We start from the raw sequence: 14,766 nt of genomic DNA on the forward strand, positions 1-14,766 counted from the left end.
CAAAACTGATGAATAATATTATTAATAAAAAAGTAAGGTTTATTAATTTAGGCCTGATTGACTACCAGAATGGATGGGATTTTCAGGAAAAACTCTTTGCTGAAATCATCGACCTTAAAGTTAAAAACAGAAATATCGAACCTGAGAATCAATTTTCTACACATAACTATCTTTTATTCTGCCAGCATCCGCATGTTTATACACTAGGTAAAAGTGGTAAAATGGAAAATCTTTTGCTTGATGAAGAAAGTCTTTCGGCCAAAGAAGCAAAGTTTTATAAGATTAATCGCGGTGGAGATATTACGTATCATGGCCCGGGACAATTGGTGGGCTATCCTATCCTTGATTTAGAAAACTTTTTTACAGATATACATAAATATATGCGTTTTCTGGAAGAGGGAATTATCCGCACTCTGGCAGACTATGGCATTGATGCAGGCCGAATTGACGGCCTGACAGGCGTATGGCTGGATTATAAAGAACAGAAAAATCCGAGAAAGATATGCGCGATGGGTGTAAAATCAAGCCGTTGGGTGACTATGCATGGCTTTGCCTTGAATGTGAATACCGATTTGAATTATTTTAGTAATATCGTGCCCTGCGGCATCGATGATAAAGCCGTAACCTCTTTAGCACTAGAATTAGGACGCTTGATAGAAGTAGAGGAAGTGGCCGAAAAGCTGAAAAGACATTTGGGGGAATTATTTGAAATGGAATTTGAGGTATCGCCTGAGAGGGAATTAGCAGAGATTTAATGCCAAAATGCAATATTTCCTTGTTACAAATTGCCTTGAAGTGAGAATTATTTTTAATTTTGGGGGAAATATAAAAAACCTTATTAAAAATATATTTTGTAAACACTTACCGAATATAATAACAAAACTATAATAAATGGCAACTGAATATTTGGGAATTGATATTGGCGGCACAAATGTCAAAATGGGCATTGTTGAAGCAGAGACAGGTAAACTTTCGAATTTTTATAGTCACGATACAGCAAGTTGGCGCAAGTCAGGTCATTTTGTAGAACGTTTAGGTGATGCCATAGCGATACAATTACTTGAAAACAAGAATATTCAAAAAGTAGGTATAGGTGTACCGGGTCTGATAACCAGAGACCGCTCAACCCTTATCGAAATTACAGCTATACCTGAAATCAACGGAATTACTATTATCCCCGATTTAAAAGAGCGTTTCCCGAATCATGATTTTTTCTTAGAGAATGATGCCAATGCAGCAGCCTTAGGAGAATACTATTTTGGCGAAGGTGATATTCCGGAAGATTATATCATGATAACTTTAGGAACAGGTATCGGCGGAGCAGCCATTATAGATAAACAGGTGTTTAAAGGCGGTGGTGGTAACGCCATGGAACCTGGGCATATCCCATCAAAACATGGTAGAGTATTAGAGCGTAATATTGGCAAGAATGAGTTGCTAGACCTAGCTAACGATATGAGAAAAGGTTATACAGGTAAAACCCAATTACCTGCCGATGGCACCATCTCAACAACCGGATTGGTAGCTGCTGCAGGCGAGGGCGACGAATTAGCACAAAAAATATTTGATGAAGTAGGTGAAATGCTAGGGAGTGGGCTTGTATCTATGATCAGAATCCTGGATATTACTACTATTCTGATTGGCGGTGGCTTATCAGCCTCATTCGATTACATTATGCCTTCTGTCAACAAACAATTGGAATACTGGTTGACACCTTATTATATTAAAACATTAAATATCAAGAAAGCCACATTAGGCAACGACGCCGGACTCTTAGGTGCCGCCAGTTTGTGTTTCTGATATGCTGACAAAAGGGAGGTAGTAATACTTCCCTTTTCTTTTCCAAATATTTCTTCATCTTATGCTGTGTATTGACTATGGAAATTTCTCACGCTATCTCTGATACCGTTTTAGCCTTAGTTGGCTTTTTCGTTTTCTTCCGTTATTTATTCAAGCTCGATTTAGTGGTTTGCCTGCTTTGGGAGGCTTTCGTACTCTCAGTTACGGTAGCGGCACTTTTTGGTGCAATTCGCTTTTTAGGGTTATCGCCTTATGCAGTTACTGTTTCAGAGTTTTTTCAGCATCTGGCAGGTACGGTAGGAGGGTTCTGTCTGGTATTTGTTACGCTCTTTCTGGTTTTGAAAAAGCCTGTTCCTGTCAATTTTGCCTATATAGTAGTAGCTTTAGGATTTGTAGCTTTTGCGGTAGTAAGATTAACGGGCAATCTGCAAGTATTAAACGCCATTCTTACCGTTTGTGTACCTGCAGTTTTGATTCTGGGTATATGGGCATTGATTAAGGGAGAACGCTCAGTAGGCGCATGGTTAATTCTGGCTGTGATAGCCCTGGTAATGGGTAGTTACAACAAAAGTTTTATGGCAAATTCTATTATAGATAATATAGATACCTATCACTATCTGTTAGCCATCAGCCTGTTTTGCTTCGGCAGAGCCGCTCGCTACCAAACTTTTTAATTTTGATTATTGCTCAATTACTTTAGGCACTAAAAAATACTCACCATCTTGTTTTGGGGCATTTTTTAAGCCTTGTTCACGTGTGAGTTGGTTATTTGCCACATCTTCTCTGAAAACATTTACTTCTTCGCTCATGTGGGTAAGAGGCTCTACTGCTGTGGTGTCCAGTTCTTTCAATTGATCCATCCAGTCCAGAATTTTAGATAAATCCTCCACCATCTTTACTTCCTCCTGCTCGCTTAGTTCTAATCGCGCCAGGTGTGCTATTTTCTTTACAGTTTGCTGTTCTATTTTCATATTGCTGCTTCTACTTCTAAAAATCCTGGTTCATTATTGCCACAAATGTAAGGGTTAATCCTTAAAATCGGATAGTGCTTAATCCTGATATTTATTTAAAGTAGGCTGAATGACGTCGTACACCTGTTTTTTCAGGTCTTCGATAGCTTCTTTGGTTTTCCCTTTGGTTTCGATAGGTGTATGAAAAATAACCCTTACCGGATGCCACGACATACGTATATTGGGCATAACTTTATAATTATCTAATAGAGAGATAGGCACAATAGGCACCTGGTTTTCTATAGCCATTGTGAATGCTCCATCTTTGAAAGGCTGAACCATTTGCGGAAAGTTGGTAGTATGAATTCCTCCCTCCGGAAAAATCATGATACTTCTACCAGATTTAAGGGCTTTTATTGAACGTTTGAGGGCTTTGGTTCTGCTATTTTTGTCACTTCTATCAACCTGAATATGGGCTTTCGCAAACATATAGCCGAATAGTGGAACATTTTTTACCGAACTCTTACCCAAAAACGCAAAGTAGTTTTTGATAATAGTACCCATCAGGGCAATGTCCAGATAGCTGAAGTGATTGGCACAGAAAACATAGGCTTGCTTAGAATCAAGTTTTGCTTCATAGGTGATTTTAACAGGCATACCTGCCATGAATAAAAAGATGCGTCCCCATATCCGGCAGCAATAATGAACCACAATTTTCCACTCTTCTTTTTGCAGACTGATAAAGATGATCGGAAACAATAAAAGGAAAATGAGTAAAAACCAGAAAAGGCACCAGCCTGTATAAAGCCAGGAGAATAGTTTTAAAATGCCACGCATCAGGGTATGTTCAGGGGAATGATTATAGAGCATGTTTAAACATTATAATTCGATCTACAAAGCCATCCGCGCGGCGTCCGCTTTTTCTGCTATACTTCGTTGTATTTTTTGGATGTAGCTGCCGCTTCGGCGGTCCGATGGCTACATCTGCAAACTGCGCCCGCAGCGGCGGACCGCTTGTCTAGCTGAAAAATCTATGCTTTTCGGTCAGAATAATAATATTTAAACCCGTTCTTACAAATATATGGTTTAATCACTCCCCTTGGTAAGTTTCAGCTTATTTTATGTCTTTATGTAATTCGACAGGTTTAGTGGCCTTTTTACGCATACGGATATTCAGTACTTCTACAAAAAACGAGAATGCCATTGAGAAATAGATATAACCTTTAGGTACATGAACCTTAAATGCTTCGGCTACTAATAAGGTACCAATCATTACCAGGAAGGCTAAAGCCAACATTTTCACAGTAGGGTGTTTTTCTACGAATCCGCCAACTGTACCTGCAAACAAAAGCATGGCAATAGTTGATAATACTATTGAAACAGCCATTACATAAATATTGCTTGTCATACCGATGGCTGTAATAATAGAATCGATAGAGAAAACGATATTGATAAGAGAAATATCAAAAATGGCTCTTGAAAGTTTTGAGGCTGTTTTCTTACCCGATACATTTTCTTCCTGCCCCTCTAATTTATGGTGAATTTCAGAGGTTGATTTATATAATAAGAAAAGACCACCGCCTAGTAAAATCAGATCTTTACCACTGAATCCTATGTTAAAAGGTATGCCAATATCCTGTAGATTGAATAAATCTTTTTCTAGACTTAGAATCCAGCCCAATACAAAAAGTAAAGCAATACGTATAATCATAGCCATAATTAAGCCTATACGACGTGCCTTTTTCTGCTCACCTTTTGGGAGCTTGGAAGAGATAATAGATACGAAAATGATATTATCTACGCCTAATACAATTTCTAAAAGTGTGAGGGTCACTATACTTGTTAGTGCTGCTGTAGTAAAAATTTGTTCCATTCTTTGTTTGATACGGTTTATTTGAGGACGAAATTATCAGTTTTCGGTCTTACAGCCAAATCGGAAATTGATAAAAGGCTGGAAAATAAGTCGATAACGTCTAAAAACTTGATGAAAATAGCTGCCTTTGCAAAAAAGTATTAGAATTAAATGGAATATTAGTTGATATAAGATACCCGATTCTCTAAATTTGTTCTATTCAATCTATTTTACGTTAACCTTAATGAAACTTAATAAATCTTTACTAACCGACCCTTCTTTAACGCAACTTCCAGAAAAAGTCTTACAATTTGGTACAGGTGTTTTACTTCGTGGCTTATGTGATTATTTCATAGATAAGGCCAATAAAGAAGGCATATTTAATGGTAGAATCGTTGTAGTTAAATCAACTGACTCTGGCGGAGCAGATGCTTTTGCCGAACAGGATAATCTTTACACCATCTGTGTAAGAGGTATTGACAAAGGTGCTGCCAAAGAAGAAAATATCATTTCTTCAGCTATCAGTCGTGTATTATCAGCGCAAAGCCAATGGGCAGATATTCTGGCAACGGCCACCAATCCGGCTATCGAAATTGTTATTTCTAATACTACCGAAGTAGGTCTGCAATATGTAGAAGAAAGTATCAATCAAGTACCTCCGGCTTCTTTCCCTGCTAAGCTGACTGCCTGGTTGTATGAGAGATTTCAGGCTGGTCTTCCAGGCACTGTAATCATCCCGACTGAATTGATAGTGGGTAATGGTGATAAACTGAAAGAAATTGTTCTGCAATTATGCGCGTTCAACCAATTGCCTGAGGCATTCGTACAATGGTTGACGAACGAAAACAGCTTCTGTAATTCATTAGTAGATAGAATTGTGCCGGGCAAGCCTAAAGGAGAGAGTCTGAAAGAATTGGATGCTAAATTGGGTTATAAAGACGATTTATTAACCATTGCCGAAGTATACCGCCTATGGGCTATTGAAGGAGATGAGAAAGTAAAAGAGACTTTATCTTTCTATGAAGCTGACCCGGGTGTAAAAATAGAAAAGAACATTGAGCAGTATCGTGAGTTAAAATTACGTATGCTCAATGGTACACATACTTTGATGTGCGGCATGGCCTATTTATCTGACTTTGAAACTGTAAAAGAGGCCTTGGCTGATGATTTGACTGAGAAGTTTATCACAATTCTGATGACAACCGAAATCGTTCCGGCGATTCCTTATAAAATAGAGTCTAAAGTTTGTCAGCGTTATGGTAGAGAGGTATTAGATCGCTTCCGTAACCCATACTTAGAGCATCAATGGATAAGCATTACTTTGCAATATACCATGAAGATGCGCATGCGTAATATTCCGTTATTACTTAATTATTATAAAGAGTTTAATACAGTGCCACAATACTTTGCCCGTGGCTTTGCTGCTTACTTATTGTTTATGCGCTCAGTAAAAGAAGAAAATGGTAAATATTTTGGACAGAGAGGCGGAGAATTCTATCCGATTCAATGCGATTCTGCTTCTTATTTTTATCAGGTATGGCAGAGCCAGACAGCCGAAGAGGTAGTGCAAAAAGTATTATCAAATAAAGACCTTTGGGGAAGTGATTTAACCCAACTTTCAGGATTTGCAGATAATGTAAGTACGCACCTTTCTAATATGATGATGCTGGGCGTTCGTGAAGTAGCTTCTGCTTTGAATGTGTATGCTTAAAAATTGAGAATTTTACAATGATAATAGTAAAGGCGAGAGATTCTTTCGCCTTTAATTTTTACCTCACCACTCGCCGCTTCAATAATTCAAAAAAACATCTGGCAGTAGATTCAATATCTATACTCGCATCGTGGGCATCTGTTATCTGCTCCTTAAAAAGTCTGAAATGTAATTCTTCCAGCGTGGGCCATTTAAAGCCAAATTTGCCCGGAATCTTACAGAAATTGACTACATTCTTATCTTTCATGGTGCAAAATGTGCGCTTAGATAGCAAAGCTTTTGTGTCCATCTTTTTCCTGATAAATTCCGCACCTACAATGGCTTTGTCAAATTCAATATTATGCCCAATCAGAATAGAAGATTCACTAATGGCTTGATGAAACAAACCAAGTACTTGTGTTAAATCCTGCCCTTCTGCCAAGGCTTGCTGAGTAGTAATCCGATGAATGCGGGTAGCATCTGCCGGAATTACAAAACCTTCTGGTTTGATTATATAATTATGCTTAGCATTTAAGGAACCATCTTCATGATATACCAAAAAAGCTAATTGCACCATTCGTGGCCAGTTCTGAACCGCTGTTATTGGTGCATTATAATTATTAGGTAAACCCGTGGTTTCGGTATCAAAAAACAATATTTTTCTCATAACTAATAAAAAAACGCTCTTCCCTGCAAAGAAAGAGCGTTTACACGATATCGCAAATTTTTATTTTTGTCGGTTAAACCAGAAATATACCGGAATCCCGATGGCTACAATACCTAAGCCGGGATAAGTAAACTGTGGTTTTTCTTTCACTAATATCAAAACGATAATAGAAGCCACAATCACATACAACATCGGAATGATCGGATAACCCGGCGCTTTGATCGGACGTTCTGCCTCAGGCATTCTACGGCGTAAAATGAATATACCATAAATAGTAAAGGCGTAGAACAAAATAACGATACCCATCAGATAATCTAATAAATCACCATATTTGCCTGTTAAGCACAAGAAAGATGCCCAGAAACATTGCCACCAAAGTGCATTTTTAGGTACGCCACGCTCTGATAATTTACCAAAGTTTTTGAAGAACAAACCATCTTTTGCCATGGTATAATACACCCGTGAGCCTGAAAGAATCAAACCATTATTGCAACCAAAAGTAGAGACCATAATCAACATAGCTACTACTACTGTAAGGGTTTGTCCACCAATTAGGTTAGCGGCAGCTGCAGCAACTCTGTCTTCACTGGCAAACTGAATCCCTCTGCTGAATACATCTGCACCATCCGGTGAGCCTTTTAGTGGTAGAATACATAAATAAGCAATATTCATTAATATATAAAGAACCGTTACTACCAAAGTTCCGATTGCCAAGCCTCTTGGGATTGTTTTCTTAGGTTCAACTACTTCATCACCTGCAAAGGTTAACCCGTTCCATGAATCACTAGAGAATAAAGTACCAACTTGTGTTACACCTAAAGCAAGCACGATGGCGAAACCACTGATTGCTGTCGTAACCCATTCACCGTTTACTTCTTTGATGCTTGAAGCCTCGAACATATTAGAGAAGTTCTGAGAAATTACATCAGCATTAGCACCCAGGATAAAGCCTAGAATAATCAATAGGGCAATAGCTGCTAATTTGGTAGTACTGAAAATATTTTGTATAGTTTTACCCTCTTTTACTCCTCTTGTATTAGCATAAGTTAGAATAATGATACTGATAATTGCTAATAACCGCTGGGAAGTGAGTTTAAAAGAAGTATCACCAATAGCAAAAAACTCATGCTTGTCGCTAATGAAATCAGGGAACAATACGCCTGAATACTTGGCGAAAGCTACAGCTACGGCAGCGATAGTACCAGTCTGTATTACAGCAAAAAACGACCATCCATAGAGAAAGCCTGTGAGTTTGCCATAAGCTTTTTGGAGGAATACATATTGACCACCAGCATGTGGAAACATAGCTGTTAATTCGCCATAGCATAGCGCGCCTACCATGGTAAGGACTCCGGCCAATAGCCAGGAAGCTAAAAGCCAACCTGTTGAGCCAACCTGACGAGCCACGTCAGCACTTACAATGAAGATTCCAGAGCCAATCATTGACCCTGACACGAGCATCACAGCATCGTATAAGCGGATTTCTTTCTTGAAATTTGCCAATTTGATTAGGGGTTAGGTATTAGTTATTTAATAGATGAGATTTTTATCTTTTAAATGGTCGAAAATAATCTGGTCAACAGCCGAGCTTTTACTTTTATCTGCATAGGTTAGCCAGGCTAATTCTTCAATCTCTGCATCAGGCTTGAGCTCTCCCTCATAATCGGCCAGATAGCAGGTCATTACGACCGTAATACCATCGGCATGTCCGTGTGCCTGAGCTTCAAATTTTCCAAAGAATTGCAGTGATTCTGGTAGCAGGTCAACACTAAGTTCTTCTTTTATTTCCCTTGTTAACGCTTCTTCATCACTTTCTCCCGCCTCTCGCTTACCACCCGGAAAATACCAGATATCCTTTCCTCTGCTGCGTGTGCTTAATATCTTCCGGTCTTCAATATAAATCCAGGCCAGCTTGTCAATCCATTGCATGCCTATTTCTTTGCTAATTTACTATTTTGGTAGCCATAAGCAAAATATATTACTAAACCGATAATCATCCAGATAATAAACATGCGCCAGTTAGTCCAGCCTAATTCAGTCATCAGGTAAAGATTGGTTAAGATACCCAATACAGGTAAAAGAGAGAAATTGTATTTGAAGCTCATAACCGCCAACACCAGCCACACAATCCAGAAAACAACCAATAATGGTCTTTCGTTAAGATGTGCCATTACATCTCCCTGGGAGTAGGTTAAGTATAAACCAACTAATAGTAAAGGCGCTGCGAAATATTTAGCATTGATATATGGAATCTTGAACTTAGCATCTTTGCTCAAGCCTTTGGCATCTAAAACCAAAACACCCGCACAAACCAGAATAAAGGCAAAGAAAGTACCTACACTGGTCAAATCAACAAAGAAGCTCATTTTGAAGAATAGTGATGGAACCGCTACCAGAATACCTGTAATGATAGTAGCAAAGCCCGGAGTCTTAAATTTAGGGTGAATTTCACCAAATTTTTTGCCTAATAAACCATCGCGACTCATAGTCATCCAGATACGTGGTTGTCCGATTTGGTAAGCTAATAAGGCACTTGTAATGGCTACTACGGCGCTCACTGAAATGACTCCAGCGACAAAGTCGAAACCTACCTTTGAGAATACATAAGCTAATGGGTCGGCCACGTTTAGCTCTTTATAACTCACCATTCCGGTTAATACAGTGGTTATTAGAACATATAAGACAGTACAGATAAGCAAGCATAGGAGCATGGCCCGAGGTAGATCTCTCTGCGGATTTTTAGCTTCTTCGGCAGTAGTAGAAATGGAATCAAAACCGATAAATGCAAAGAAAACAGAGGCAACCCCACTCAAAACCCCATTGACCCCGTTCGGTGCAAAAGGCGACCAGTTTTCGGGCTTTACATAGAAAACGCCTACAATAATTACTAATAAGATAACACCTAATTTAAGCGCTACTAAAATATTACTCGCATTACGAGATTCCTTGATACCAATATAACAAAGGGAAGTAATTAAAACGGTAACTAATCCGGCTGGCAGATTGAAAATTAGTTTGGTAAAACCAAAATCCGGGGCATCCTGAAAAGCTTTTGCCAATATTTTTTGACCCTCTGTAATATCCGGTCCATTAGCAATTACTACTTCAAAAGCTTCTTTGGCAGAAGTATAATCCGTAGCCAGCCACATAGGGAAGTGAATCCCGAAGCCCTCAAGCATGGAAATAAAATAGCTAGACCAGGAGATGGCTACCACCATATTTGATACGGCATATTCCAGAATCAATGCCCAACCGATAATCCAGGCCAACACCTCACCAAACGATACATAGGCATAAGTATAGGCACTGCCACTCACAGGTACCATTGAGGCAAATTGTGCATAGCTCAAAGCCGTGAAAACGCAGGCAATTGCCACAAAGACAAAGAGGAGTGATACTGCAGGTCCACCATTGAAACTTGCCAGACCAATGGTACTGAAAATTCCGGCACCTATGATGGCTGCAATTCCAAGGGTAGTCAGGTCTCTTACGCCAAGAATCTTTGCCAGGGAATGTCCGTCATCGCCTTTTTTTGCTTCTTCTATTGCTTTGTTGACATCTTTCCTGCGAAAAAGTGAAGTACTCATGAATATGTAGAGATGGGGGTTTTATGTGTTTGTTATGGTATATTCTTCAAAACTATCGAAAAAAAGATAATACTAATCTATGAAAAGCAAAATTTTTATCGAATGAAGTGTATTTTTACTCACCTTTTTTCAGATTATCTTATTTCAGAAAGTCATTTTCCTGAAATATTCTTCCGGAAAAACTTGTCTGTTCTTTTTCACGTAGTTACATTTGTAGGCGTAACTTGTATAGACAAGTTGAGAAGAAAAATTATTAAAATCAATTGCTTGGGTGAAATAGGCTTAACAGTCTGATTATACCAAAAACCTTGGAAAACACTTTGAAAATACAAGCTTAAGTCAGAAATTTAGAGATGCCTATTCATGGTTAACAATCCAGAAAATAACTATTGTAATGGAGGAAAAGAAAGAGTTTCAAGCGCAAGACTGGTGGTTAAAGTGGAACTGGAAAAGGTTACCAACATGGTGGGAACCTTTTGTATTTATGACATTTTATAGCGGAAAAGAAAGAGCATAAGCGGAATGCAGGTGGCAAAGGTGGAATCGGAAAAGGTTACCAATACTGTAGGAACCTTTTGTAGTTACGACACTTTATGGAAAAAAAGAAAGAATTTAAGCGGAAGACAGGTAGCCAAAGTGGAACCGGAAAAGGTTCCCGATACGGTGGGAACCTTTTGTATTTACAACCCTTTCATTAATTTAAATCAATTAAAATATAGCAAAGTGAAAGCAGCAGTTTATCGTGGAAAAGAAGAAATACTGGTAGAGGAAGTGGGAATGCCAAGTCTGGACGAGGGAGAAATATTGCTTGAGATAGAGGCCTGCAATGTATGTGGGACGGACTTACGAACCTATCGGCATGGGGATAAGAAAATAACTCCACCTCGCATTCTGGGACATGAGTTTTGTGGCAGAGTAGTAGAATCAAGAAGTTCTGCGACAGATATAAAAGTAGGTGATAGAGTGCTGATGTACATTGTTTTATCGTGTGGGGAATGTCGCTATTGCAAAGCCGGACGGGAGAATTTATGTCAGAATCGTACGACAATGTCTTATCATTTAGATGGAGCTTTTGCGCCTTATATGAAAGTTCCGGCAAAAGCTATTCGTCGAAAACAATTGTTTAAAGTAAACGAAGATATGCCCTCAGAATACCTGAGTCTGGCCGAGCCATTAGGTTGTGTAATTAATGCGCATGGCAGGGGTCGATTAGAGGTTGGTCTGAAAGATAAAGTGGCTATTATCGGTGCCGGGCCAATTGGCGTGATGCATGGGTTAGTTTCTCGTTTTCAAGGGGCGCAGCAGGTAGATATATATGATGTGATGCAAACCCGTCTGGAAAAAGCAGCCCAATTTGATATTGACAACGTGGTGAAAGTAGACAAAGAGAATGGACATTTAGAAAGAGCGCTTGAGTTAACTGAAGGACTAGGGTATGATGTGGTAATTGTGGCTGTAAGCGTTGCTCAAGCTCAGGCTGATGCACTTGAAATAGCCGGAAAAGCAGGAAGAGTTGAATTCTTTGGTGGACTGCCAAAGACGAATCCTTTTGCTACATTAAATACTAATCACCTCCATTATAAAGAGTTACGAATCAGTGGCTCTTACTCCGAAAAAATGAGTGATTTTCAAGCGGCTACGGCATTAGTACAAAAGAAGAATTTTCCATCAGATAAGATAGTGACGCATACTCTATCCTTAGATAGAATTACCGAAGCATTTACTCTGATGGAATCGGGTGAGGCGTTGAAAGTAAGTATTAAACCTAATCTCTAAGATCTGAAATGAATAATGAATTGATAGCTGAACTAAAAGGGCGCACATGGGGACTTTTTATAGATGGAAAATCAATTCCAGCCACGGATGAATCCACTATAACCAAATTGTCTCCAGCCAATGAAGAATCAATTGCAACGATTGCTCGTGCTACCGCAGAAGATGTAAACAAAGCTGTAGAAACCGCGCAAATCGGTTTTAAAGAGTGGTCGAAACTGACGGCCTATCAGCGGGAAAGTATTATTAAAAAGGCTACCGCCCATGTACGTACTCAAGCTGATCGTATCGGTATGCTAATGGCTCTAGAACAAGGTAAACCTTTCAACCAATCTAAATCAGAAATCATTGGTTCTTGTGATACTTTAGACTATTTCGCGGCAGAAGGTGTAAGGATAGAGGGGTATGTGAATCAAACCGAGAAAACAGGAATGTTCTCGATGGTGAAATACTATCCGGTTGGCGTCTGTGCCTTGATTACTCCCTGGAACTATCCTGTTTCATTATTATCCTGGAAATTAGGTCCTGCTCTAGCAGTGGGTTGTTCGGTGGTAGTGAAGCCTACAACTGTTACCCCATTATCACCGATGGCATTTTGCATGGCTTTGGTTGAGGGGGGTATTCCGGCTAAAGTGATTAGTGTAGTAACGGGACAAGGCGCAGTAGTTGGCGATAGTTTAGCTAAACATCCTTTGGTAAAAAAAGTAGCCATGACAGGCTCTACCGAAACTGGAAAAAAACTGATGCAAACGGTGGCCCCCTATTTAAAGAAAATATCTTTGGAATTAGGTGGACAATGTCCTGCCATTGTTTGCGAAGATGCTGATTTACACAATGCAGCTTTTGTAGTAGCTTACAAAGGTTTCAGGAATATGGGCCAATCATGCAGTAGTGTCAATCGGGTATATGTGCATGTGTCCAGGCATCAGGAATTTGTAACGGAACTGAAAAAACAGGCAGAAAAACTCACCATTGGTGATGGAGTAAGTGATGGGACAGTAGATTTAGGACCAATGGCTACAGCAGATGGTGTGCTAACTTCAAGACTTCATGTAGAAGATGCCATTGGTAAAGGCGCTTCATTAGTTACAGGTGGTAGAGTGCCAGAGGGAGAACAATATGAGAAAGGGCATTATTTTCTACCCACTATTTTAGATAATTGCAATGCAAGTATGAAAGTTATGCAGGAAGAAACCTTTGGTTGTGTAGTACCTGTGGAAACTTTTGAAACGCTTGAAGAAGCCATTGAAAAAGCGAATAATACGAACTATGGTCTGGTAGCTTATGCTTTTACAAAAGATTTTAAAACCAGTATGCTTTTGGGTGAGCAATTAGAAGCCGGAACGGTATGTATTAATAACGGCGCTGTAAATACTAATTATGCACCTTATGCTGGCTGGAAAGATTCAGGCTATGGAGTGGAGTTATCAAGAAATGCGGTCTATGAATATCTGGATACGAAGCATATTAAGATAGAGGGGGTTTAATCAATCCCGATATTTTGCGTAGATATGTTCATCGTAGAGTTTACCTTCCTTGGTAAGTGATTTTTTCAGGATGGCTTCTTTTTCAAAGCCTGCCTTTTCTAACACTCGAATAGAGGGAATATTGTATTCAAATACTCCCGCATAAATACGATGAACATCATAATTAGCAAAGGTGTAATTGACTATATCAGGTATGGCTGTTGAGATAATTTTGTTGCCCCAATAGGCTTCGCCTAGCCAGTAACCTATCTCGGCATTTTTCCGATAAATATCGTCTTTCAGCAAAATACCGATGGCACCTACGGCTTTGTCTCCTACCTGAATAGCAAAACTTTCCGCTGAATTTGAGGCGATATTTACCCACTCATAGGCATCTGTAATGGTATAAGGATGGGGGAAAACATCTTTCAGGTTTTTCCAGATTTTATAATTATTGGCATTTTCAACCAATGATTGCTCGTCGCCCGATTGCCATTTTCTCAGGAAAAAATTCATTTGATATCTTTTCTGTAGCTGATTTCTTGTTTATCTAACAGTTCTCTGATGCGAGGGCTATCCGAAAAAGCAAAGATGAGTTCTTTTTTCGGAAAGTCTTCAGAGTCATCCTCCCAGCGCCAGTCTTCACAAATAGCATCTAATAGATTAAGCAGAGTACCTATTTTCTCAGGATTACGTTCTTTTTCTATGAAGTGTTCAGATGGAGAAATATAGACTACTATTTTTTCATCTTCCAGCCACGATAAATCGCTTAGCATTTCATCAAGCGATTCGCTGGTAAAGCCAAATTCTTCAGGAAATGCGAGCGCATCGCCTATTTCTTCATAGAAACCTCTTAAAGTAAGTGTTTTATGACCGTCTAATTCAATGATTGAGTAATCGGAAGGAAGTTCTAGATTTTTGGTAACAAGAAAATTCGGCATGGGCTCGGTTGCAGAAAATATATATTACGTGGTCTTGTGA

At 39.2% G+C, this 14,766-nt stretch carries 16 protein-coding genes; 7 read left to right on the forward strand and 9 right to left on the reverse strand.

Going from position 1 to position 14,766, the window contains the following annotated elements:
* Window positions 1-8 precede the first annotated feature (8 nt).
* From lipB to D0T08_RS15070, 3 genes are all read left to right on the forward strand, one after another.
* Complete coding sequence (lipB, locus tag D0T08_RS15060) at window positions 9-755, forward strand: lipoyl(octanoyl) transferase LipB (RefSeq protein WP_116983496.1); 747 nt, start codon at window positions 9-11, stop codon at window positions 753-755.
* A 136-nt stretch (window positions 756-891) separates the two neighbouring features.
* Entirely contained in the window at window positions 892-1,800 is a 909-nt protein-coding gene (locus D0T08_RS15065) for an ROK family protein (protein ID WP_116983497.1), read from the forward strand.
* Between the two features lie 77 nt (window positions 1,801-1,877).
* Complete coding sequence (locus D0T08_RS15070; RefSeq protein WP_116983498.1) at window positions 1,878-2,474, forward strand: DUF6962 family protein; 597 nt, start codon at window positions 1,878-1,880, stop codon at window positions 2,472-2,474.
* Window positions 2,475-2,480: 6 nt separating this feature from the next.
* On the opposite strand, the gene gatC is transcribed toward D0T08_RS15070, so the two are convergent.
* The 3 genes from gatC to D0T08_RS15085 all read right to left on the reverse strand — a co-directional run bounded on the left by gatC (window position 2,481) and on the right by D0T08_RS15085 (window position 4,623).
* A complete protein-coding gene (gene gatC / locus D0T08_RS15075) occupies window positions 2,481-2,771 on the reverse strand; it encodes an Asp-tRNA(Asn)/Glu-tRNA(Gln) amidotransferase subunit GatC (RefSeq protein WP_116983499.1) in 291 nt (96 codons plus the stop codon).
* Between the two features lie 78 nt (window positions 2,772-2,849).
* Window positions 2,850-3,620: a 1-acyl-sn-glycerol-3-phosphate acyltransferase gene (locus D0T08_RS15080; protein ID WP_229238966.1), complete on the reverse strand. Its 771-nt coding sequence runs from the start codon at window positions 3,618-3,620 to the stop codon at window positions 2,850-2,852.
* Between the two features lie 244 nt (window positions 3,621-3,864).
* Entirely contained in the window at window positions 3,865-4,623 is a 759-nt protein-coding gene (locus D0T08_RS15085; RefSeq protein WP_116983500.1) for a TerC family protein, read from the reverse strand.
* A gap of 223 nt (window positions 4,624-4,846) precedes the next feature.
* On the opposite strand from D0T08_RS15085, the gene D0T08_RS15090 reads away from it, so the two are divergent.
* Window positions 4,847-6,313, forward strand: a complete 1,467-nt coding sequence (locus D0T08_RS15090) for a tagaturonate reductase (protein WP_116983501.1) — start codon at window positions 4,847-4,849, stop codon at window positions 6,311-6,313.
* Between the two features lie 58 nt (window positions 6,314-6,371).
* On the opposite strand, the gene D0T08_RS15095 is transcribed toward D0T08_RS15090, so the two are convergent.
* The 4 genes from D0T08_RS15095 to D0T08_RS15110 are packed head-to-tail and all read right to left on the reverse strand — an operon-like array spanning window position 6,372 to window position 10,546.
* Complete coding sequence (locus D0T08_RS15095) at window positions 6,372-6,959, reverse strand: 3'-5' exonuclease (protein ID WP_116983502.1); 588 nt, start codon at window positions 6,957-6,959, stop codon at window positions 6,372-6,374.
* 60 nt (window positions 6,960-7,019) lie between these two features.
* On the reverse strand, window positions 7,020-8,462 hold the full coding sequence (locus D0T08_RS15100; protein WP_116983503.1) for an APC family permease: 1,443 nt from the start codon (window positions 8,460-8,462) through the stop codon (window positions 7,020-7,022).
* Window positions 8,463-8,489: 27 nt separating this feature from the next.
* Complete coding sequence (locus D0T08_RS15105) at window positions 8,490-8,888, reverse strand: NUDIX domain-containing protein (RefSeq protein WP_116983504.1); 399 nt, start codon at window positions 8,886-8,888, stop codon at window positions 8,490-8,492.
* Between the two features lie 2 nt (window positions 8,889-8,890).
* Entirely contained in the window at window positions 8,891-10,546 is a 1,656-nt protein-coding gene (locus D0T08_RS15110) for an amino acid permease (RefSeq protein ID WP_116983505.1), read from the reverse strand.
* Window positions 10,547-10,940: 394 nt separating this feature from the next.
* Here D0T08_RS15110 and D0T08_RS28070 point away from each other — a divergent pair, with 394 nt between their 5' ends.
* The 3 genes from D0T08_RS28070 to D0T08_RS15120 are packed head-to-tail and all read left to right on the forward strand — an operon-like array spanning window position 10,941 to window position 13,806.
* On the forward strand, window positions 10,941-11,063 hold the full coding sequence (locus D0T08_RS28070) for a hypothetical protein (protein ID WP_255413517.1): 123 nt from the start codon (window positions 10,941-10,943) through the stop codon (window positions 11,061-11,063).
* Between the two features lie 11 nt (window positions 11,064-11,074).
* Window positions 11,075-12,322 carry an alcohol dehydrogenase catalytic domain-containing protein gene (locus tag D0T08_RS15115; RefSeq protein ID WP_158561275.1) on the forward strand — a complete coding sequence of 416 codons (1,248 nt, stop codon included), beginning with the start codon at window positions 11,075-11,077 and terminating at the stop codon, window positions 12,320-12,322.
* An 8-nt stretch (window positions 12,323-12,330) separates the two neighbouring features.
* A complete protein-coding gene (locus D0T08_RS15120; protein ID WP_116983507.1) occupies window positions 12,331-13,806 on the forward strand; it encodes an aldehyde dehydrogenase in 1,476 nt (491 codons plus the stop codon).
* On the opposite strand, the gene D0T08_RS15125 is transcribed toward D0T08_RS15120, so the two are convergent.
* A complete protein-coding gene (locus D0T08_RS15125; RefSeq protein WP_116983508.1) occupies window positions 13,807-14,301 on the reverse strand; it encodes a GNAT family N-acetyltransferase in 495 nt (164 codons plus the stop codon). It lies immediately after the preceding gene.
* Window positions 14,298-14,726: a barstar family protein gene (locus tag D0T08_RS15130; protein ID WP_116983509.1), complete on the reverse strand. Its 429-nt coding sequence runs from the start codon at window positions 14,724-14,726 to the stop codon at window positions 14,298-14,300. The genes D0T08_RS15125 and D0T08_RS15130 overlap by 4 nt, the downstream gene beginning before the upstream one ends.
* Window positions 14,727-14,766 lie beyond the last annotated feature (40 nt).

It is taken from the genome of Emticicia sp. C21 (assembly GCF_003418935.1).
In the GTDB taxonomy this organism is placed as follows: Bacteria; Bacteroidota; Bacteroidia; order Cytophagales; family Spirosomataceae; genus Emticicia.